An 18795-nucleotide genomic window follows, 5' to 3' on the forward strand; every position below is an offset into this window, starting at 1 on the left:
ATTTGCTTTTGGGAGGAAGCCATGCAAAGCCTGTCACCCGTGCAGCAGTCGTCGCTGCATCGTTCTCTTTTCGATCCCGGTCATCCCATCGCAGAAGAGCCTGATCGGATCGTGAGTCAGCGCGTCCGTCCGGGCGTGCTGCGCCTGCTCGACGCCTTCCGCCAGCATGGTTACCGATCTTCCGTGCTCGACCCCTTGGAATCTGCGCCGGTGGCCGAGGCGGCGCTGCTGACGCCGGAACGCTTCGGATTGGTGCACGGCGACGCGGTCAGCGAAGACGATTCGCCGTTGCTGGGCGCGAAGACGGTGCAGGAATTGACGTCCGCGCTGCACGCCGTGTATTGCGGCAGCCTCGCACTGGACGCGAGCGCGGTGCGTGATGAGACGCGGTTGGCCTGGCTGTATGCAGAAATGGAGACCCCGGTGCGTGCGTTGCCACTGCCGGCCGCCATGACCGGTACCGGCTTGCTGGCACGGCTTGTGGGCGTGCAGAGCTGGGAGCACTATGTGGCTCGGCGTTTCCCGAACGCCAAGCGTTTTTCGCTGGAGGGTTGCGAGGCGCTGATACCTCTGCTCGATGTGCTGGTCGCGCAGGCGGGCGCCTATGGCGTGCGCGAGCTGCTGCTGGGCATGCCGCATCGCGGTCGCATCAATGTACTGGTCAATCTGCTGGGCCGATCTGCACCGGAGTTGCTGAGCTACTTCGACCCTAAGAACCCGGATCCCGAGCGCCACAAGGACCTGCCGTATCACCTGGGGGCGCGGCATCGGGTCAGCACGCGTCATGGCGACATTGACCTGCAGCTTGCCGCCAACCCCTCGCATCTGCAAAGCGTCATGCCGGTGGTGGCCGGCATGGCGCGCGCCAGCCAGGATCACGGCGAGCATCATGCCCCGCATCAGACGCTGCCGGTCGTGATGCATGGCGATGCCGCCTTGGCCGGACAAGGCGTGGTGATGGAAACGCTGATGCTGGGTCGCAAGGCGGGCTACACCGTCGGCGGCACCGTGCACATCGTGATCAACAACCAGGTCGGCTTCACCGAACTGCATGCCATGGACGCGCGACAGCCACGCTACGCCAGCGATGTCGCGCGGATGATTGATGCACCCGTGCTGCGCGTCAGCGCGGATGCCCCTGAGCAGGTGCAGCGCGCCGCTGCGATTGCGTTGGCCTACCGCGCACGTTTCGGCGGCGATGTCTTCATCGATTTGATCGGCTACCGCCGCCTTGGCCATTCCGAACATGATGTGCCGACACTGACCGCCCCGACACGCCAATCCCGCATCGATCAGTTGCCCACCGTGGTGGATCGCTTCGCCGCTCAGCTCTGCAGTGCAGGACGGGGCAGCGAGCCGGATCTGGCACTTTTCATTACACATTGTCGCGAGCGGGCGCAGCGGTCGTTTGAGCGCCCGTTGGCGCAAGCCCCCGCACTTGGGCAACACCGCGCAGCGGTAGCTGACCTGCCGGCGCCCGGCTTGGCCCAACTGCAAGGCATCGTTTCGACGCTGACCCGATTGCCGGACGGTTTTCAGCCACATGCCATGGTGCAGGCCCTGATCCAGGATTGGCAATCCATGTCGGCCAACCGTGACGCCCTGTGTGATTGGCGTTTTGCCGAGAACATGGCCTACGCGACACTGCTGCAGGCCGGTATCGGCGTGCGCGTGTCCGGCATGGACGTGCGCCGTGGCACCTTCATGCACCGCCAGGCGGTCTGGCATGGCCAGCAGGCAGATGGCCAGGGGCCGGCCGAGTTTCAGCCACTGGACAGACTGCGTGCCGGCCCGGTGCGCTTCGAGGTCTACAACTCGCTGTTGTCCGAGGAAGCGGTGCTGGGTTTTGAGTATGGCTACAGCCTGCGCGAAGAGCACCGCCTGGCGATCTGGGAGGCGCAGTTCGGTGATTTCGTCAACGGGGCTCAGGTCTTCATTGACCACTACATTGCATCAGGTGAGGCGAAGTGGGGATTCGCGTCCGGTTTGATGCTATTGCTGCCACACGGTTACGAGGGTGTCGGCCCCGAGCATTCCAGCGGCTTTCTGGGCCGCTTCCTGCAGCTGTGCGCGCAGGGCAATCTGCAAGTGGCCATGCCATCCACTGCGGCGCAATGGTTCCATCTGCTGCGTCGCCAAGCCAGTTTGCAGCCGCGCCGACCGCTGGTGGTGATGAGCCCCAAGGGCACGCTGTATGAGGAGCCTGGTTCTCACACACCGCTGCAGCGGATGCTGGAGGGCGCTTTCGAGCCCGTGCTGGACGATGCCACGGTGAAGTCACCCGCTTCCGTGGAGCGTGTCGTGTTGTCCAGCGGCAAGCTGCACTACGACCTAGAGCGGGCACGTCAGGCAAGCTCGACTGAGAGCACTGCGCTGCTGCGGTTGGAGCAGCTCTATCCGTTCCCGCAACTGGCCTTGCAGCGTCTGCTGCAGCGCTACAGCGGCTTGCGGGAGCTGGTGTGGGCACAGGAGGAAGAGCTGAACCAGGGCGCCTGGCCTTTCATCCGCGACGAACTGACTGCCTTGTGTCCGCAGGGCGTACAGCTGCGCTGCGTCGCCAGGCCCAGCACGGCGACAGGCCCCACCGTATCGCAGGTGGTCCATCGGGCTGAGCAGCGCCTGCTGGCGATGCAGGCTCTGGGCCTGCAATAGGTCGGGAGCACCGCAGTTCACGCCCAACACAAGCAGACGCTCCTGTGGCCGAATCTGATCAGTCTTGGACGAACGACTGATCTGAGGCGAGCGGTCAATTGCGCACGTGTCCAGCAAATGACCGGTAGCAATGACTGCGGTCGATCGCTCCAGTTGGCCAGCTTCTCAGCATGGGGATCCTGCTTGCTTGGGCTGAAACCGAGCTGCGGGGCCACCGCATCCGCGCGCTGGAAACCCTTGCGCAGGTCGGGGCAGGGCGGGTAACGCTGCGCCTGCGCCGGGTATCACGATTCGTGAATCCGGCATCAGCGCGCGAGGTCTCTTTCTCCGTAGAAACCAGTGCATCTCCCCGGAGGGCGCTTCCTATACTGGATCGAACGGAGATTGCGAGGAGACCTCATGAAATTCAAGTCCCTGACTGCGGTCCTGGGCGCCGCGCTGGCCTGCATGCCTGTGCTCGCGCAGAGCAACTGGCCCGCCAAGCCCATCACGATGGTCGTGGGCTTCGCCGCCGGTGGCGCCACCGACGCGGTGGCGCGCATCATCGCCAAACACCTGGGGGACGAGCTCAAGACCAATGTGGTGGTGGACAACAAGGCTGGCGCAGGCGGCAACATCGCTACCGAGTTGGTGGCACGCGCCGAGGCGGACGGCTACACCATCCTGCTGGGCAGCGTGGGCTCGCTCACCGTGGCGCCGCATCTGGTCGCCAAGCTGCCTTACAAGCCGCTGGAGGATTTCGCGCCTGTCACGATGGCTGTGGTCTTCTCGAATGTGCTTGTGGTCAAGCCCGACCTGCCTGTCCACACTCTGGCCGAGTACATCGCGCTGGCCAAGAAGGAGCCCGGCAAACTGTCCTATGCATCACCCGGCATCGGCGGTGCGGGCCATCTGGCCGGTGAATTGCTCAAACTGCGCGCCGGCATCGATGTCACCCACGTGGCTTTCAAGGGGGGTGGCCCGGCCATGCTGGCTCTGTTGGGCGGGCAGATCGATTCCTTCATGTCTACCCCGCCCACGGCCGGCCCGCACATCAAGACGGGCAAGGTACGCGCTTTGGCTACCACGGGCGCCAAGCGTGACCCACTGATGCCCGATGTGCCGACGGTGGCCGAGCAAGGCTTTCCCGGCTTCGACACGTTGAACTGGTATGCCTACGTGGTCCCGGTCAAGACGCCCAAGCCCATCGTGGAGCGGTTCAGCAAGGCACTGGTCAAGATCCTCAGCAACCCCGATGTGGTTCGGGAGCTCGAACTCAAGGGCCTGTCTCCCAGCCCAGGTACCCCTGCAGAGCTCGCGGCTTACATGAAGCGTGAGTACGACACCTGGGCCGAGGTGGTCAGCAAGGCCGGCATCAAGCCGGAATGAACGAATCTATCCGACAAGAAAAGAAGGGGACGCGTCCCGCGTCCCGGCAATAAGGAGACTCTCATGCAACGTGATCACGAAACCCTGACCCGGCGCGATGGCCTGAAATGGGTGGGAGCGGTCGGCCTGTCGGCCATTGCCGGTCTGCCGGCCCGTGCCGAGGAGGCCTGGCCCAGCAAGCCCATCCGCTGGATTCAACCCTTTGCCCCGGGCGGCACATCCAGCATCGTGGCGCGCGTTATCGCCAACGAGATCACGAAGCAGACCGGCGCTGCCTTCGTCATCGAGAACAAGGGCGGCGGCGGCGGTGTGCCGGCCATGCAGGAATTGCTACGGGCGCCGGCCGATGGCTACAGCTTCATCATGAGCCATATCGGCCTGCTGGCGGTCAACCCGCTGATCTACCCGGACGCCGGTTACGACGTGAACAAGGACTTCGTGCCCGTGACCCTGGTCAACCGCCTGCCCAGCCTCTTTGTCGTTCACAAGGATGTGCCGGCAACCGATATCAAGTCTTTTCTCGCGTATGCCAAGACGCGGTCCGGTCTGCTCAATTACGCCTCGGCGGGCAATGCCAGTGCCGGCCATCTGGCCATCGAGGCGCTCAAGCTCGCGACCGGGCTGTCCATCATGCACGTGCCCTACCGCGGCACCGGTCCCGCGCTCAACGACGTGCTCGCCGGGCGGTGCGAGTTGTTCTCGGCCGGCACACCGGCCTTGCTGCCGCACATCCAGAGCGGTGCCTTGCGCTGCATCGGCGTGGGCTCACCCAAGCGCATTTCCGCCTTGCCCGACGTGCCCGCGATCGCCGAGCTCTACCCCGGCTTCGAAACCGAGCAGTGGTACGGCATCCACGCCCGTGCTGGCACGCCGCGCAACATCATCCTGCGCATGCAGAAGGAAGTCGCGAAAGCCCTGAATGCGCCCGAGGTCGTGGCCCGGCACGAATCCGAAAGCGCCACGCCGGGCGGCGGCTCGCCGGAAGACTTCGGCCGATTCGTGCGTCAACAGCAGGTGCGCTGGAAGGAAGTGGTGCTCAAGGCCGGGATCAAGGCTGAATAAGCTCAAGGCCGAGCAGGCGCCGCTCCCATTGCCGGATGCGCCAAGTTCACCAGGGCGCGTCCGGTGCACCAGCGCGCCAGGTTGTCGAGGAACAGCGCGGCGACGCGCTGTTCGTGGCCGCTGAAATGCCCCGCCGTGTGGGGCGTGGCGATCACGTTCGGCAAATCCCAGAGCGGCGAGGTGGCGGGCAGCGGTTCATGTTCGTACACATCGAGGAAGGCGCCGCCCAGGTGGCCCGATCGCAGCGCGGCGATCAGGTCTGCTTCCACCACCACCGCACCACGCGACACATTGATCAGTTGCGCGCCCGCCGGCAGTGCGGCCAGCGCGCGCGCATCCGCCAGGCGGTGCGTGCGCTCGGTCAGCGGGCAGGCCAGCAGCAGCCAGTTAGTGCCTGGCAGGTGGGCATGGAAATCGTCGTAGCCGACAAACTCGACACCGCCCAGCGCAGGCGCGGCCTGCCTGCGCACGACCACGACCTTCAGGCCCAGGGCCAGCAGCAGAGCGGCGATGCGCTGGCCGATCGGCCCCCAACCCACCAGCAGGGCGGTCTGCCCCGCCACCGAGGGCGGCGGATCGTTCAGCAGCGGCGCCCAGCGGTGTTCGCGCTGTGCCGCCATCAGTTGCGGCAGGCGCCGCGCCAGCGCCAGCAGTCCGGCCAGCATGCTCTGCGCCACGACGTCGGCGTTCGCACCCGAAGACGTCGTGACGTGCACGCCGCGTGCATGCAACTCCATGTAGATGTCGCGGTCGGTCCCCGCCGAATGGACATGAACCCAGCGCAGGCCTTGCGACCTGCTCAGCACTTCGTAGCATGCGCGCAGCGCGGGGGCGATCTCGTGCTTGGTGGACAGGCCCGTGATGTCGCGCGAGATGAAGGCGATGTCGATGTCATCGCGTGCCCCGGTCACTGCCGACTCGGTGGTGACGAACTCGAGCGCGTCCCGTCCATGCTCGGCCAGCACGTGTTCGATGTCCGCGCGCCAGCGCGTCAGTGCCTGCCGCGACAGCAGGATGCGCAGAGGAAGCGACGAGTTCACGACTGCCTCAGGTCTTGTAGCCCGGATCCAGGCGGTCGAGCTTGCGCAGCAGGGCCGGCCATTCCATCTGACCGTAGGGGCGGCGCGTGCCTGGCTGATAGTTGTTCCAGGTTTCTTCCAGTACCGGCTGCGGCACCTGCACCAGTGGTGTGTTGCAGGCCATGGCCGCGAGCTGGCTGCGGCAGGAGAGCTCGAGCCGGTGCATCCAGTTGAAGGCTTCGCCCACGGTGCGGCCCACGACGAGCGCGCCGTGGTTGCGCAGGATGAGCGCTTCGCCTTGTCCCAGGTCTTTGAGCAGCGATGCCTGCTCGGCCGTGTCCAGCACCACGCCCTGGTAGTCGTGGTAGCCGATCTTGAGGAAACGCATGGCGGTCTGCGTGATGGGCAGCAGGCCGCACTCCAGCGCCGACACCGCCATCGAAGCCCAGCTGTGCGTGTGGATCACGCAGGCCAGTTCGTGCCGCGCCTCGTGCACGGCGCTGTGGATCACATAGCCGGCCTTGTTGATGCCGTAATCGAGGTTGCCGAAGTCGGGCTTGGAGAGGATGTTGCCTTCGACGCCGATCTTGACCAGGCTGGAGGCCGTGATCTCCTCGTACATCATCCCGTAGGCGTTGATGAGGAAGGCGCCGTCCTCGTCCGGCACGCGCATGGAGATGTGGTTGGCCATCATGTCCGACATGCCGTAAAGGTCCACCAGGCGGTAGCAGGCCGCCAGGTCCACGCGCGCCTGCCACTCGGCCGGCGTGCAGCGCGCCTTCATCGAAGCAATCTTCAGGCGTCCGTTCTCAACCATGGTCACTCTCCTCGAAATGCGAATGCGGTGTCAGTCATCGCCGAGCTTGAGTTGGCTCGGCAGGCGTTTCTCGATGGCCCACTTGAGCAGGGCCGCGCTGCGGAAAATGCCGTGTGCGAACTTGCCGTAAGGCAGAGTCAGGAAAAAAGCCATCACGAAACCCAAATGGAGGGCCAGTAGCGTAGGCATGGCCGCACTGCCGCGCGCCGCCCACAGGCCCAGGCCCGTGAGCGAGGTGAAGAACAGCAGGGCGATGAAGCCGCGGTCCATGGGTTTCTGAGCAGCGTCGCCGTGCCGTGGATGACGGCGCAGGTTCAGCCGGTATAGGCCCGCCGTGCCGATGCACAGACTCGCGCCGCCCACGGCACCCAGCAACTTGGGCAGACTGGGCAAGTCGTAGGGCGCCACCCAGCCGAACAGGTAGTGGTAGAGCGTGGCCACGCCGGTCGCTGCGAAGCAGAGCAGGAAGCCGTAGAAGGTGAGGTGGTGCATCACACGGCGCTGCTTGGTCCAGGCGTCGTCCTCGTTGTGACAACCCTCGCCGTGGCCGCCATCCAAGTAGGTGAGTCGCAGCGCGTCCTGCGTGGCCTCGGCGGTCGCGCCGACGCGCACGGCGGCGATGGCCGGCGCCGCGTAGTCATGGCCCGGCGTCACCTCGCGCCAGAAGCGGCGCACGCCCAGGGCCAGGGCCAGCACCGCCAGCAGGAAGATGGGCGCGAACAGGCTCACCAGCAGGTTGTGCGGGAAGATGCCGTAGAAACCCGTCTGCGGCGGCACGTTCCACAACGTGCCCTTGAGCCAGAGCGTGAACAGCATGAAGAAGGACAGCGCCAAGGCGGCGGCCAGCGCGAGCGTGAGGCCGTTGCGCTGGTAGAGCCGACCCAGCGCGGGCGGCCACGCGAAATCCGTGTAAGTCTGCAGGCGCACCTTCGCCATGGCCTGCGGCACGTTGACGGCGAATTCGTGCGGCGGCGCGTACTGACAGGCGTGCAGGCAGGCGCCGCAGTTGTGGCAGAGATTGGCCAGGTAGTGCACATCGGCCTGTGGGAAGGACAGGCGGCGCGTCATGGCCGGGAACACGGCGCAGAAACCCTCGCAGTAGCGGCAGGCGTTGCAGATCTGGAGCTGGCGTGCCACCTCTGCCTCGGCCGCGCCGGGCGCGGAACCATCCGCCGGTTCGCCATTCGCCAGGGCCAGCGCCTCGCGGGTCAGACGGTCAAGCTGCAACATGCGCTTGCTCCGTCTTTTTCTCTTGCAAGGCGGCGCGCGCTGCCCCGGTCCCGGCGATGCGGCCGAAGGCCGTGCCGATGGACATGCCCACGCCGGCCGTGTAACCCTTGCCCAGTACATTGCCGGCCATCATCTCGCCCGCCACGTACAGGTTCTTGCTGGGCACGCCACCGAAGTGCACGGCCGAGCGTTCGTTGACCTTGAGCCCGAAGTAGGTGAAGGTGATGCCGGGGCGCAGGGCGTAGCCGTAGTAGGGGCCGGTGTCCAGCGGCAGGGCCCAGTGGGTCTTGGCCGGCGCCAGGTCTTCGGTGTGGCAGTCGTCCAGCGCCGTGTGGTCGAAGCTGCCGACGCGGCAGGCCGCGTTGTAGGCGTTCAGCGTGTCCATGAAGACGTCGACCGGCAGGCCGAGCTTGCGCGCCAGCTCGGGCAGGCTGTCGGCCTGCACGCCGGGGAAGACCGGCGGCATGAAGCGGCCGATGGCCTTGCTGTCGATGATGGAGTAGCCGATCTGCTCTGGCTGCTGCGCAACCAGGCGGCCCCAGATGGCGTAGCGCTTGGGCCAGAAGTCCTCGCCCTCGTCGTAGAAGCGTTCGCCTTGCCGGTTCACCACCACGCCCAGCGAGACGCAGTCGATGCGCGTGCAGATGCCGCCGTCGTACAGCGGCGCGCGCGCGTCGATGGCCACGCAGTGCGACTGGGTGGGGTCACCGATCATGTCGGCGCCCTGCGCCTGCATGTGCTTGATGAGCACGCCCTGGTTGTAGCGCGTGCCGCGGATCAGGAAGTTGTCGGCCGGCCATTCGCCGCGTTCGTTGCGGCCCCAGGCCTCGCGCAGCCATTCGCGGTTCGACTCGAAGCCGCCAGCCGCCAGCACGCAGGCGCGCGCCGTGATGCGTTCGCCCTTCACCCAGGCCGCCTGGAACTGGCCGTCCACAATCTCGAGCCGGTCCACGGGGGCTTCATAGCGGATCGACACGCCCAGCTTCGCGGCGCTGCGGTAGTAGGCGTTGACCAGGGCCTTGCCGCCGCCCATGAAGAAGGCATTGGTGCGCGCCACGTGCAGCGCGCCCGACAGCGGGGGCTGGAAGCGCACGCCGTGCTTGCGCATCCAGTCGCGGCAGTGGCTCGAGGCGCGGATGGCCATACGCGCGAGCTTCTCGTCGGTCAGGCCGCCCGTGACCTTGAGCAGGTCCTGCCAGAACTCCTCCTCGGGGTAGGCGTCCACCAGCACGTCCTGCGGCGCGTCGTGCATGCAGCGCAGGTTGCGGGTGTGCATGGAATTGCCGCCGCGCCATTCCTGGGGCGCGGCTTCGAGCAGCAGCACGGAGGCACCGGCCTCGCGCGCCATCAGGGCGGCGCAGAGGGCGGCGTTGCCGCCGCCTATGACCAGAACATCGATCATGGGAAAAACTCCGGCGCTGGCGCCTGCGGGCCCGACGCTTCAAGACACTTCAATGGAACGAACTGTAAGGAGCGCGACGTGGCCGTGGCAGATCATCCCTCGTATGGGGCCATCACGATCCGTGATGCCTCAACGCGACGCGGCCGGGGCTGCGAAACGGTCGGTGCACTGGCGGCGACTCAGTCCAGCAGACTGGCGCCCACCCAGCGCCCCGAACGTACGAGTTCGCGCGCGCAGTCGGCCAGTACCACGCGCGTGGCCAGGGCCGCCGGCGAGAGCTCGTCGTCCGATAGGCTGCACAACACGTTGCGGCGGCGGGCCAGGGGATCGACCAGCTCCGACAGGGCGAAACGCCCGTCCGCGTCGCTGTAGCGGCTTACGGCCGCCCAAGGTTGCAGCGAGCCGCCGAGACCGGCCTCGACCGCGTCCATCAGCATGGACAGGGAATCGATCTCGGCCACCACCAAGGGCTGAATGCGCGCGCGGCCGAATACCGCGTCGAGCGCGCTGCGCAGGCCATGGCCGCCCGTGGGCATGATCAGCGGCTCATCTTTGAGCGAGGCCGTGCGCACGTGCGCTGGAGGCTTGCCCTTTAGCGCGTTGCGCGCGCGGATGAAATAGAGCTTTTCTTCCAGCAGCGGCATCATGCTCCAGCGCCGCCCGGGGTCCGTGTTGAACAGCACGGCCAAGTCCAATTGGCGCGCATTGAGCATGGTCGTGACATGGCCGGACATGCTTTCCACCAAATGGAGGCGCACGTCAGGGTAGCGCGCCCGCATGGCGCGCAGCAATGGAATGCCCAGTACGGCCGCCGTGGTCGGCGCCAGGCCCACGCTGACGGAGCCGGACAGCCGCGCCTGCTGGGCCGCACGTGCGGCCTGTTCGGCGTGGCGCAGGATCAGTTGGGCTTCGCGGAAAAAGGCCAGGCCGGCCTCCGTCGGCACGACGCCCTTGCTGCTGCGCTGGAGCAGACGCGTGGACAGCTCGCTTTCGAGCCGGCTGATCTGCTGGCTCAGCGCCGACTGAACCAGATCGAGCTCCAGCGCGGCGCGGCTCATGGAGCCGAGCTCCACGATGCGTACGAAGTAGCGGATCTGCCGGAGTTCCATCAATAACCTGCTGTCTACGGGATTGTCCTGAGCTTGGGATAATCGCACACCTATGAGCAAGGCAGGCAAACAACGTGTGGTGGTGGGACTGAGCGGGGGCGTGGACTCCGCGGTCAGTGCTTATCTGCTGAAAAAGCAGGGCTACGACGTGGTCGGCATCTTCATGAAAAACTGGGAAGATGACGACGACAACGAGTACTGCTCGTCGAACATCGACTTCGTGGACGCTGCCGCCGTGGCCGATGTGATCGGCATCGAGATTGAGCATGTCAACTTCGCCGCCGAGTACAAGGACCGCGTCTTCGCCGACTTCTTGCGCGAATACCAGGCCGGCCGCACACCCAACCCGGACGTGCTGTGCAACGCCGAGATCAAGTTCAAGGCCTTCCTCGACCATGCCATGCGCCTGGGCGCCGAGAAGATCGCCACCGGTCACTACGCACGGGTGCGCCTCAATGACCAAACCGGCCGGCATGAATTGCTCAAGGGCCTGGACCCGTCCAAGGACCAGAGTTACTTCCTGCACCGCTTGAACCAGGCACAGCTGAGCAAGACGCTGTTTCCGGTGGGCGAATTGCACAAGACCGAGGTGCGCCGCATTGCCGAAGAAATCGGCCTGCCGAACGCGAAGAAGAAGGACTCCACGGGCATCTGCTTCATCGGTGAGCGGCCCTTCCGCGAGTTCCTGAACCGCTACATCCAGAAGGAGCCCGGTCCCATCAAGGACGGCACGCCGCTGCCTGGCAGCGAGGGCGTCGAGCGCGCACACGGCCGCGTGATCGGCAGGCATGTGGGCCTGAGTTTCTACACTCTGGGCCAGCGCCAGGGCCTGGGCATTGGCGGCATCAAGGAAAAAGGTGCGCAGAAAGGCGGGGGCGAGCACGCGCCCTGGTTCGTCGCGCGCAAGGACATGGCAAAAAACCAGCTCTGGGTGGTGCAGGGCCATGACCACCCGCTGCTACAGAGCCACGGCCTGCATGCGCTCGACGCCAGTTGGATCGCTGGCGAGCCGCCCGTGCCCGGTGACTTGCACGCCAAGGCCCGCTACCGCCAGGCCGACGCGGCCTGCACGCTGGACCAGGTGAAGGCCTCGGGTTTCAGCCTGCGGTTTCCCGAAGCCCAGTGGGCGGTGACACCGGGCCAGAGTGCCGTGCTGTACGACGGCGACGTCTGCCTGGGCGGCGGCATCATCGACGCCGCGCAAGCCGCGTGAGGCTCAGACGCCCCAGACCACGTCCTTGCCCGCCGCCTGGCTGCGGCGCAGCATCTCGATGAAGGGCGTAGCCCGCTGGCGCAGGCTCACGGTCTCCTCGGCCTCGCTGCTGGACTTGGGCTCGACTTGCGTCTTGGCCGCTTCCTCCGCAGTTTCCCGTTCTTCCTGTGTGATCGCAGCTTCCAGCGCCGTGATGGCTGTCGGCATCTCGCTGGGGCGCAGGATGCCACGCCGATCCTCGCCGTACTTGCCAACGATCTGCAGGATGCGCCGGCCTTGTGGCTCCAGCATCAGCAGGTCGGAGGCAGCGCGGGACTGGAACTTGTAAAGCATGGTGTGAGGTCGATAAAACGGCGTTTCACGGGTAGACGCGGGAGGCAACGCAACTCTCAGCTCAACGACTCAATCAAATCGATGTAGTCCTGCATGGCTGCGTCGGCGCTCTTGCCCTTGTGCGCGTTCCATGCATCCCATTTGGCGCGCGCGACCATGTCGGTAAAGCTGGGGCGCGAACCGGTCGCGTCGCCTTCGGTGGCCTGCTTGTAGAGGGAATAGATCTTGAGCAAGGTGGCGTTGTCAGGCCTCTCGTCCAATTCCTTGGACTGGGCGACGGCGGCTTCAAACTGTTTTTTCAGATCGCTCATGGCGGTGTTCCATATTCAGGGATTGCGGTTCCCGAGTCGGGGCGGCCTCGGGCTGGTAGGCGCGCAGCAGATGCCGCAGCAGGGTCTGCTGCGTCGCAACCAGATAGGGTAACAGCAAAGCCAGGGACTGAGCCGCCGCGCGCAGCACCGCGTTCTGCAATTGCTCGGGTTCCAGCGCTTGGCGAGGGTCCAGCGCATAGTCATGGCTCAGGCCATGGCTGAGTAGCACACTCTGGGTCGTAGCCAACTGGTCGAGTTGCGCGGCGAAGTCTCGCGCCGCGTCCGGGCCTTCGACCCATCGGCCGGGCTCAAGGGCACCTTGGGCCAGCAGACTGTCGAGCAACTGGCGCAGGGCGGCGGCCTGCGCCAGCAGCAGCCGGCGCATGCCCTGTTCCAGATGGCGGTTGCGCTGCAGCAGCAGGCTCAGGTCACGGTAGAGGAAGCGGTACTCCCAGATGCGTTCCGCCAGGCTGTGGGTGAAGAACCAGGCGTCCTCCACGTCGCGCGCTTGCGAGGCCGCGATGAGCAAGGGCGCCAAGGCGTCCAGGTGGTGGTCAAACAGGGTGCTGACCAGTCCATCCTTGCTGGGTTGGTGGTAATGCAGATTGCCCGCGCTGATGCCCATTTCGGCCGCGATCTGCCCGATGGACACCTGCGGCTCGCCATATCGGTTGAACAGTGTCAGCGCCGTTTCCAGGATGCGCTCGGCCGTGCGGCGCGGAGCTTTGCGGGTCATCACAGTGCTGGCCCGCGCTCAGCGGGCCTTTTTGGTGGCCGTCTTGCGGGTGGGCGTTTTGCGTGCCGCTGTCTTTGCCGCGCCCGTGGTTTTTTTCCTCGCCGCGGTCTTTGAGGCGCGCGCTGTACCGCGCCTGTCGGTGTTGGTGGCCTCAAGCTCGGCCTCCAGGCGTGCAATGCGGTCCTTCAGTGCCTGCAGCTCCTGGGCGGTCGGCAGGCCCAGCCGTTGCAGGGTGCGTGCCACGCGCTCCTCGAACAGACCTTCCAGCTTGCTCCACTGCTGGCCCAAGTTGTCACTCAGCTTGTCACTGAAGTTGTCGCCCAACTTCTGGTTAAAGGCGGCCTGAGCTTTTTCCGCCACCGAGCCGGCCATGGCCTGGGTGCGGCGTTGCATGGCCAAGCCCTCCTGCACCAGCGCGTCCAGCACCTGGCTGCCTTGCGCTTGAGCCCGTGCCAGGGCGTCCAGGCCGCCTTGCCAGATCTGACGGGCGGTTTCGTCGAAATCAGGGTGTTTCTGCATGATGTCTCCTCCGCAGGTATGCACTGTAAGGTGTCGGTGAGGGGAGCACCAGAGGGTGCTGCGATAATCCCTGCGATTAAAAATACCGAGGGATGGCAGGAATGATTCTGGTGACAGGTGGGGCGGGTTTCATCGGCTCCAACTTCGTGCTGGACTGGCTGGGGACAGGCCATGCGCATCGCGACGAGCCGGTGCTGAATCTGGACAAGCTCACCTACGCGGGCAATCTGGAAAATCTTGCCTCGTTGCAAGGTGATGCCCGGCATGTTTTTGTGCAGGGCGACATTGGCGACAGCGCCTTGTTGACCCGCCTGCTGGCCGAGCACCGGCCGCGAGCCGTCGTCAACTTCGCCGCCGAGTCCCATGTGGACCGCTCCATCCACGGTCCCGAGGATTTCATCCAGACCAACATCGTTGGTACTTTCCGTCTATTGGAATCTGTGCGCGCGTACTGGAATGCTCTTGATGAGCCGGACCGGTCGGCCTTCCGCTTCCTGCATGTGTCCACCGACGAGGTTTATGGTTCGCTGGCCGCTGAGGCTCCGGCGTTCACCGAAGCGCACCGGTACGAACCGAACAGCCCATATTCCGCGAGCAAGGCCGCGAGCGACCACCTTGTGCGTGCTTACCGCCACACCTATGGCCTGCCGGTCCTCACGACCAACTGCTCCAACAACTACGGTCCTTATCACTTCCCCGAGAAGCTGATCCCCTTGATGATCGTCAATGCCCTTGCAGGTAAGTCACTGCCGGTCTATGGAGACGGCATGCAAGTGCGCGATTGGTTGTACGTCCAGGACCACTGCAGTGCCATCCGTACGGTGCTGGCGCGTGGCCAGGTGGGTGAGACCTACAACGTTGGTGGCTGGAACGAAAAACCCAATATCGAGATCGTCGAAACGCTTTGCGTCCTGCTCGACGAACTGCGCCCCCGCGGCGATGGCCAGAGCTATGCGGATCAGATCACCTACGTGAAGGACCGGCCCGGGCATGACCGGCGTTACGCCATCGACGCCCACAAGCTGGAGCGTGAACTGGGCTGGAGGCCGGCCGAGACCTTCGAGAGCGGCATCCGCAAGACGGTCGAGTGGTACCTGGCTCATCCGCACTGGGTGGCCCGCGTACAGTCCGGCGCCTACCGTGACTGGGTGCGTAAGCAGTACGCCTGAGTACAGACAGCGCGCGCATGAAGATCCTCCTGTTCGGCAAGAACGGCCAAGTTGGCTGGGAACTGCAACGCAGTCTGTCCCCGCTGGGCGAGCTGATCGCGTTGGACCGCTCGGGCGCGGACGGTCTGACCGGGGACTTGAATGATCTGGCCGATCTGGCGCGAACGGTACACGCTGTGCAACCCCAGGTGATCGTCAATGCAGCGGCCTATACCGCCGTTGACCGGGCCGAGGCCGATGTCGAAGTGGCCCACCGAATCAATGCCGAGGCACCCGGGGTACTGGCCCGGGCTGCCGCGCAGCATGACGCGCTGCTGGTGCACTACAGCACCGACTATGTGTTCGACGGCGGCGGCACGCGGCCCTGGCGCGAGAACGACGCCACCGCACCCTTGAGTGTCTATGGCCGGACTAAGCGGGAAGGTGAGCTGGCCATACAGGCTGCTGGCTGCCGCCATCTGATCTTCCGCACCAGTTGGGTCCATGCCGCGCGCGGCGGCAACTTCGCCAGGGCCATGCTGCGGCTGGCCGCGGAACGCGAAGTACTGAAGGTCATCAACGATCAGATCGGCGCGCCTACGGGCGCTGATCTGCTGGCCGACGTGACGGCGCATGCCGTGCACCAGGTGATGCGCCAAGACGTGTCCGCCGAAGCATTGGGCATACACCATCTCACGGCTGCCGGTGAAACCAACTGGTTCGACTATGCCTGCTTCGTGCTCGGCCACGCGCAAGACAAGGGCTGGGCGCTCAAGACCTCCCCCCAGCAGGTGCAGTCCATTCCCAGCAGCGCTTATCCCACGCGTGCGCGCCGCCCTCACAATTCACGCTTGGACTGCGCGCGCCTGCAACGAACCTTCGGTCTGACTCTGCCCCCCTGGCAGGTTGGCGTGGCGCGTATGCTCGACGAAATATTTTGAGAGAGACACCATCCAGATGAGCGTACAACGCAAAGGCATCATCCTCGCTGGCGGCTCCGGCACACGCTTGCACCCGGCCACGCTGGCCATCAGCAAGCAGCTGCTGCCGGTCTACGACAAGCCCATGGTCTATTACCCGCTTAGCACCCTGATGCTCGCGGGCATCCGCGACATCCTGCTCATCAGCACGCCACAAGATACGCCGCGCTTCACGCAATTGCTGGGCGACGGTAGCCAGTGGGGTTTGAATCTGCAGTACGCCGTGCAACCCAGTCCCGATGGTTTGGCGCAGGCCTTCATCATCGGCGAGCGGTTCATCAATGGCGGCCCGAGCGCATTGGTGCTTGGCGACAACATCTTCTATGGAAACGACTTTCAACCGATGCTGGGACAGGCCATGGCACGAGGCCGTGGCGCCACAGTTTTTGCTTACCATGTCCAGGATCCTGAGCGCTACGGCGTGGTCGAGTTCGATGCGAGCGGCAAGGTCCTATCTCTTGAGGAAAAGCCCAAAGTTCCGAAAAGTAACTACGCCGTGACGGGCTTGTATTTTTATGACGGACAAGTTGCGGCTTTGGCCAACAACCTCAAACCCTCGGCGCGTGGAGAGCTCGAAATCACCGATCTCAATCGCCAGTATCTGGATCAAGGTTTACTCAATGTGGAACTGATGGGGCGTGGCTATGCCTGGTTGGATACCGGGACACATGACAGTCTGCTGGAAGCCAGTCAGTTCATTGCCACGCTGGAACACCGACAGGGTCTCAAAGTGGCTTGCCCCGAAGAAATTGCCTGGCGACAAGGTTGGATCAATGGCGCAGATCTGGAGAAGCTCGCCCTGTCCATGGCCAAGAATGGTTACGGGCACTACCTGATGCGCTTGCTGAAGGAGGGGTACGTTCAGTGAACGTGATTCCGACGAGGTTGCCGGGTGTGCTGATCATTGAGCCTCAAGTATTCAATGATGCGCGTGGCTTTTTTTTTGAAAGCTACAACGACATTACCTTTTCTCAGGCTACGGGTATATCGCTGCACTTTGTGCAAGATAACCACAGCCATAGCGTTCATGGTGTACTGCGCGGCATGCACTATCAAATTCAACGGCCGCAGGGCAAGCTGGTGCGGGTGATCAAAGGCAAAGTGTTTGACGTGGTGTTGGACTTGCGGCGCAGTTCGCCGTATTTCGGTCAATGGACTTGCGCCGAATTGAGTGATGCCAACCAGCGGCAGCATTGGATTCCACCAGGTTTTGCACATGGCTTTCTCGTCACGGGCGAGTCGGCGGATGTACTCTACAAAGTCACGGACTACTACGCACCAGAGTACGAGCGTTGCGTACTCTGGAATGATCCCGCGCTTGGCATCGATTGGCCACTGGGTGCCGTGAGTGGTGATATCAGGCTTTCGACCAAGGACGGGCAGGGGGTGACGCTGGCGCAGGCGCAAACCTACGCATAGCAGCTGAGGAACTGAATATGTTCAATGTCACTCCTGTCATTCTTTGCGGCGGCTCGGGTACCCGCTTGTGGCCGCTCTCGCGCGCAGGTTTCCCCAAGCAATTCCTCGTGTTATCAGGTGTCAACAGCCTGTTTCAGCAGGCCGTTCAACGAATCCAGACCGCCGCGGCGCCGGACATACAGATTGGCCAGACCCTGGTCGTGACCAACGAGGAGCACCGCTTTCTTGCCCTGGATCAGTTGCGGGAATTGAAAGACGTAATGGCTACCTTGCTGCTGGAGCCATCTGCGCGCAACACCGCTCCAGCCCTCACCCTGGCCGCATTGCAAGCTCGTGCCGAAGGCGATGACCCCATCCTGGTCGTGACCCCATCCGATCAGACAGTGACCGATGGTGCCGCGTATTCGGCCGCGCTTCAGGCGGCCATTCGGGCTGCCGTCAATGGCTCCATCGTCATCTTGGGCGTGACACCGGACCGACCGGAAACCGGCTATGGCTACATCCGCGCGAGCGGTGCATCTGGTGATGGCGAGGGTGTCCGTAAGGTTCAGGCGTTCGTTGAAAAGCCCGACTTGGCTACCGCCCAGAACTACCTGGCAGAAGGCGGCTATTTCTGGAACGCCGGCATGTTCGTGCTCAGGGCCAGTACTTGGCTGCATGCGCTAGAGCGCTTCCGATCAGACATTGCGCAAGCTACACGCGCGGCCTGGCAAGGCAAGACCACCGACGCGCAGTTCATCCGACCCGACAAGGCTGGGTTTGCCGCCATCCCTTCCGAGTCGATCGACTATGCCGTGATGGAAAAATGCCCGGGTTCGGACATCTCCACGTACATGACACCGCTGGCCGCAGGTTGGAATGACCTGGGTGCTTGGGAATCCGTCTGGCAAGTGGGCGCGCAGGACGCGCAAGGCAATGTGTTGCAAGGCGATGTGCTTGCCGCAGATACGCACAACACCTTGGTGCATGCCAGTGGTCGTCTGGTGGGTGTGGTGGGCGTGGACAATCTGGTCATCGTCGAGACGGCTGATGCCGTGCTGGTGGCCGAACGCAGCCAGAGCCAGAACGTCAAGAAGATTGTCCATGCGCTAGAACAGCGCAAGCGCGAAGAACAGACCCTGCATCGCAAGGTGCATCGCCCCTGGGGCTGGTACGACAGCGTGGACCAAGGCGAGCGTTTCAAGGTCAAACGCATCATGGTCAAGCCGGGGGCGTCACTGAGTTTGCAAAAGCATCACCACCGCGCTGAGCATTGGATCGTGGTGACCGGGACCGCCGAGGTGACGTGTGGCGACAGGAAAATTCTGCTGAGCGAGAACCAGTCCACCCACATTCCGCTCGGAGAGGTCCACCGCCTGGCCAATCCCGGCAAGGTGCCGTTAGAAATCATTGAGGTACAAAGCGGCAGCTATCTCGGTGAGGATGACATAGTTCGTTTTGAAGACACGTATGGCCGCTGTTGACAGGGGCGTTTTAA

Annotated in this window: 18 protein-coding genes; 9 read left to right on the forward strand and 9 right to left on the reverse strand. The window is 64.2% G+C overall.

What is annotated here, in order from left to right:
- Positions 1–21: 21 nt before the first annotated feature.
- The 3 genes from DW355_RS05935 to DW355_RS05945 all read left to right on the forward strand — a co-directional run bounded on the left by DW355_RS05935 (position 22) and on the right by DW355_RS05945 (position 5082).
- Positions 22–2652 (forward strand): 2-oxoglutarate dehydrogenase E1 component, encoded by a 2631-nt coding sequence (locus DW355_RS05935; protein ID WP_278249375.1) that lies wholly within the window; start codon positions 22–24, stop codon positions 2650–2652.
- A gap of 399 nt (positions 2653–3051) precedes the next feature.
- Positions 3052–4020, forward strand: coding sequence for a Bug family tripartite tricarboxylate transporter substrate binding protein (locus tag DW355_RS05940; RefSeq protein ID WP_131278424.1), 969 nt, complete (start codon positions 3052–3054; stop codon positions 4018–4020).
- 63 nt (positions 4021–4083) lie between these two features.
- Positions 4084–5082 carry a Bug family tripartite tricarboxylate transporter substrate binding protein gene (locus DW355_RS05945; RefSeq protein ID WP_131278426.1) on the forward strand — a complete coding sequence of 333 codons (999 nt, stop codon included), beginning with the start codon at positions 4084–4086 and terminating at the stop codon, positions 5080–5082.
- Between the two features lie 2 nt (positions 5083–5084).
- Here the strand turns inward: DW355_RS05945 and DW355_RS05950 are convergent, their stop codons facing one another.
- From DW355_RS05950 to DW355_RS05970, 5 genes are all read right to left on the reverse strand, one after another.
- Positions 5085–6122 (reverse strand): NAD(P)-dependent oxidoreductase, encoded by a 1038-nt coding sequence (locus tag DW355_RS05950; RefSeq protein WP_242671310.1) that lies wholly within the window; start codon positions 6120–6122, stop codon positions 5085–5087.
- Between the two features lie 7 nt (positions 6123–6129).
- Positions 6130–6918: a class II aldolase/adducin family protein gene (locus tag DW355_RS05955; protein WP_131278429.1), complete on the reverse strand. Its 789-nt coding sequence runs from the start codon at positions 6916–6918 to the stop codon at positions 6130–6132.
- A gap of 30 nt (positions 6919–6948) precedes the next feature.
- Complete coding sequence (gene tcuB / locus DW355_RS05960; RefSeq protein ID WP_131278431.1) at positions 6949–8148, reverse strand: tricarballylate utilization 4Fe-4S protein TcuB; 1200 nt, start codon at positions 8146–8148, stop codon at positions 6949–6951.
- A complete protein-coding gene (gene tcuA, locus DW355_RS05965; RefSeq protein WP_131278433.1) occupies positions 8135–9550 on the reverse strand; it encodes an FAD-dependent tricarballylate dehydrogenase TcuA in 1416 nt (471 codons plus the stop codon). The genes tcuB and tcuA overlap by 14 nt, the downstream gene beginning before the upstream one ends.
- A 179-nt stretch (positions 9551–9729) precedes the next feature.
- Positions 9730–10659 (reverse strand): LysR family transcriptional regulator, encoded by a 930-nt coding sequence (locus tag DW355_RS05970; protein ID WP_131278435.1) that lies wholly within the window; start codon positions 10657–10659, stop codon positions 9730–9732.
- 52 nt (positions 10660–10711) lie between these two features.
- On the opposite strand from DW355_RS05970, the gene mnmA reads away from it, so the two are divergent.
- Positions 10712–11872 carry a tRNA 2-thiouridine(34) synthase MnmA gene (mnmA, locus tag DW355_RS05975; RefSeq protein ID WP_131278437.1) on the forward strand — a complete coding sequence of 387 codons (1161 nt, stop codon included), beginning with the start codon at positions 10712–10714 and terminating at the stop codon, positions 11870–11872.
- A 3-nt stretch (positions 11873–11875) separates the two neighbouring features.
- Here mnmA and DW355_RS05980 read toward each other — a convergent pair whose 3' ends face one another.
- The 4 genes from DW355_RS05980 to DW355_RS05995 are packed head-to-tail and all read right to left on the reverse strand — an operon-like array spanning position 11876 to position 13771.
- Positions 11876–12205, reverse strand: a complete 330-nt coding sequence (locus DW355_RS05980) for a DUF1840 domain-containing protein (protein WP_131278439.1) — start codon at positions 12203–12205, stop codon at positions 11876–11878.
- 56 nt (positions 12206–12261) lie between these two features.
- On the reverse strand, positions 12262–12516 hold the full coding sequence (locus tag DW355_RS05985; protein WP_131278441.1) for an acyl-CoA-binding protein: 255 nt from the start codon (positions 12514–12516) through the stop codon (positions 12262–12264).
- Complete coding sequence (locus tag DW355_RS05990; protein ID WP_131278443.1) at positions 12491–13252, reverse strand: TetR/AcrR family transcriptional regulator; 762 nt, start codon at positions 13250–13252, stop codon at positions 12491–12493. The genes DW355_RS05985 and DW355_RS05990 overlap by 26 nt, the downstream gene beginning before the upstream one ends.
- 18 nt (positions 13253–13270) lie before the next feature.
- Positions 13271–13771, reverse strand: a complete 501-nt coding sequence (locus DW355_RS05995) for a phasin family protein (protein ID WP_131278445.1) — start codon at positions 13769–13771, stop codon at positions 13271–13273.
- 101 nt (positions 13772–13872) lie between these two features.
- Between DW355_RS05995 and rfbB the strand changes: the two genes are divergently transcribed.
- From rfbB to DW355_RS06020, 5 genes are read left to right on the forward strand one after another with little or no spacing between them, the layout of a single operon-like run.
- Positions 13873–14940, forward strand: a complete 1068-nt coding sequence (gene rfbB, locus DW355_RS06000) for a dTDP-glucose 4,6-dehydratase (protein ID WP_131278447.1) — start codon at positions 13873–13875, stop codon at positions 14938–14940.
- 17 nt (positions 14941–14957) lie between these two features.
- On the forward strand, positions 14958–15860 hold the full coding sequence (rfbD, locus tag DW355_RS06005) for a dTDP-4-dehydrorhamnose reductase (protein ID WP_131278449.1): 903 nt from the start codon (positions 14958–14960) through the stop codon (positions 15858–15860).
- Between the two features lie 16 nt (positions 15861–15876).
- Positions 15877–16767 carry a glucose-1-phosphate thymidylyltransferase RfbA gene (gene rfbA / locus DW355_RS06010; RefSeq protein WP_131278451.1) on the forward strand — a complete coding sequence of 297 codons (891 nt, stop codon included), beginning with the start codon at positions 15877–15879 and terminating at the stop codon, positions 16765–16767.
- Entirely contained in the window at positions 16764–17318 is a 555-nt protein-coding gene (rfbC, locus tag DW355_RS06015) for a dTDP-4-dehydrorhamnose 3,5-epimerase (RefSeq protein WP_131278453.1), read from the forward strand. The genes rfbA and rfbC overlap by 4 nt, the downstream gene beginning before the upstream one ends.
- A gap of 17 nt (positions 17319–17335) precedes the next feature.
- Positions 17336–18781, forward strand: coding sequence for a mannose-1-phosphate guanylyltransferase/mannose-6-phosphate isomerase (locus DW355_RS06020; RefSeq protein ID WP_131278455.1), 1446 nt, complete (start codon positions 17336–17338; stop codon positions 18779–18781).
- Positions 18782–18795 lie beyond the last annotated feature (14 nt).

Origin of the sequence: Hylemonella gracilis (assembly GCF_004328645.1) — a bacterium.
GTDB classification, from domain to species: Bacteria; Pseudomonadota; Gammaproteobacteria; order Burkholderiales; family Burkholderiaceae_C; genus Hylemonella; species Hylemonella gracilis_B.

Coding starts and splice junctions, on each gene's coding strand:
- DW355_RS05935 (WP_278249375.1), top strand. CDS start 22: ATGCAAAGCCTGTCACCCGTGCAGCAGTCGTCGCTGCATCGTTCTCTT.
- DW355_RS05940 (WP_131278424.1), top strand. CDS start 3,052: ATGAAATTCAAGTCCCTGACTGCGGTCCTGGGCGCCGCGCTGGCCTGC.
- DW355_RS05945 (WP_131278426.1), top strand. CDS start 4,084: ATGCAACGTGATCACGAAACCCTGACCCGGCGCGATGGCCTGAAATGG.
- DW355_RS05955 (WP_131278429.1), bottom strand. CDS start 6,918: ATGGTTGAGAACGGACGCCTGAAGATTGCTTCGATGAAGGCGCGCTGC.
- tcuB (WP_131278431.1), bottom strand. CDS start 8,148: ATGTTGCAGCTTGACCGTCTGACCCGCGAGGCGCTGGCCCTGGCGAAT.
- tcuA (WP_131278433.1), bottom strand. CDS start 9,550: ATGATCGATGTTCTGGTCATAGGCGGCGGCAACGCCGCCCTCTGCGCC.
- DW355_RS05970 (WP_131278435.1), bottom strand. CDS start 10,659: ATGGAACTCCGGCAGATCCGCTACTTCGTACGCATCGTGGAGCTCGGC.
- mnmA (WP_131278437.1), top strand. CDS start 10,712: ATGAGCAAGGCAGGCAAACAACGTGTGGTGGTGGGACTGAGCGGGGGC.
- DW355_RS05980 (WP_131278439.1), bottom strand. CDS start 12,205: ATGCTTTACAAGTTCCAGTCCCGCGCTGCCTCCGACCTGCTGATGCTG.
- DW355_RS05985 (WP_131278441.1), bottom strand. CDS start 12,516: ATGAGCGATCTGAAAAAACAGTTTGAAGCCGCCGTCGCCCAGTCCAAG.
- DW355_RS05990 (WP_131278443.1), bottom strand. CDS start 13,252: ATGACCCGCAAAGCTCCGCGCCGCACGGCCGAGCGCATCCTGGAAACG.
- DW355_RS05995 (WP_131278445.1), bottom strand. CDS start 13,771: ATGCAGAAACACCCTGATTTCGACGAAACCGCCCGTCAGATCTGGCAA.
- rfbB (WP_131278447.1), top strand. CDS start 13,873: ATGATTCTGGTGACAGGTGGGGCGGGTTTCATCGGCTCCAACTTCGTG.
- rfbD (WP_131278449.1), top strand. CDS start 14,958: ATGAAGATCCTCCTGTTCGGCAAGAACGGCCAAGTTGGCTGGGAACTG.
- rfbA (WP_131278451.1), top strand. CDS start 15,877: ATGAGCGTACAACGCAAAGGCATCATCCTCGCTGGCGGCTCCGGCACA.
- DW355_RS06020 (WP_131278455.1), top strand. CDS start 17,336: ATGTTCAATGTCACTCCTGTCATTCTTTGCGGCGGCTCGGGTACCCGC.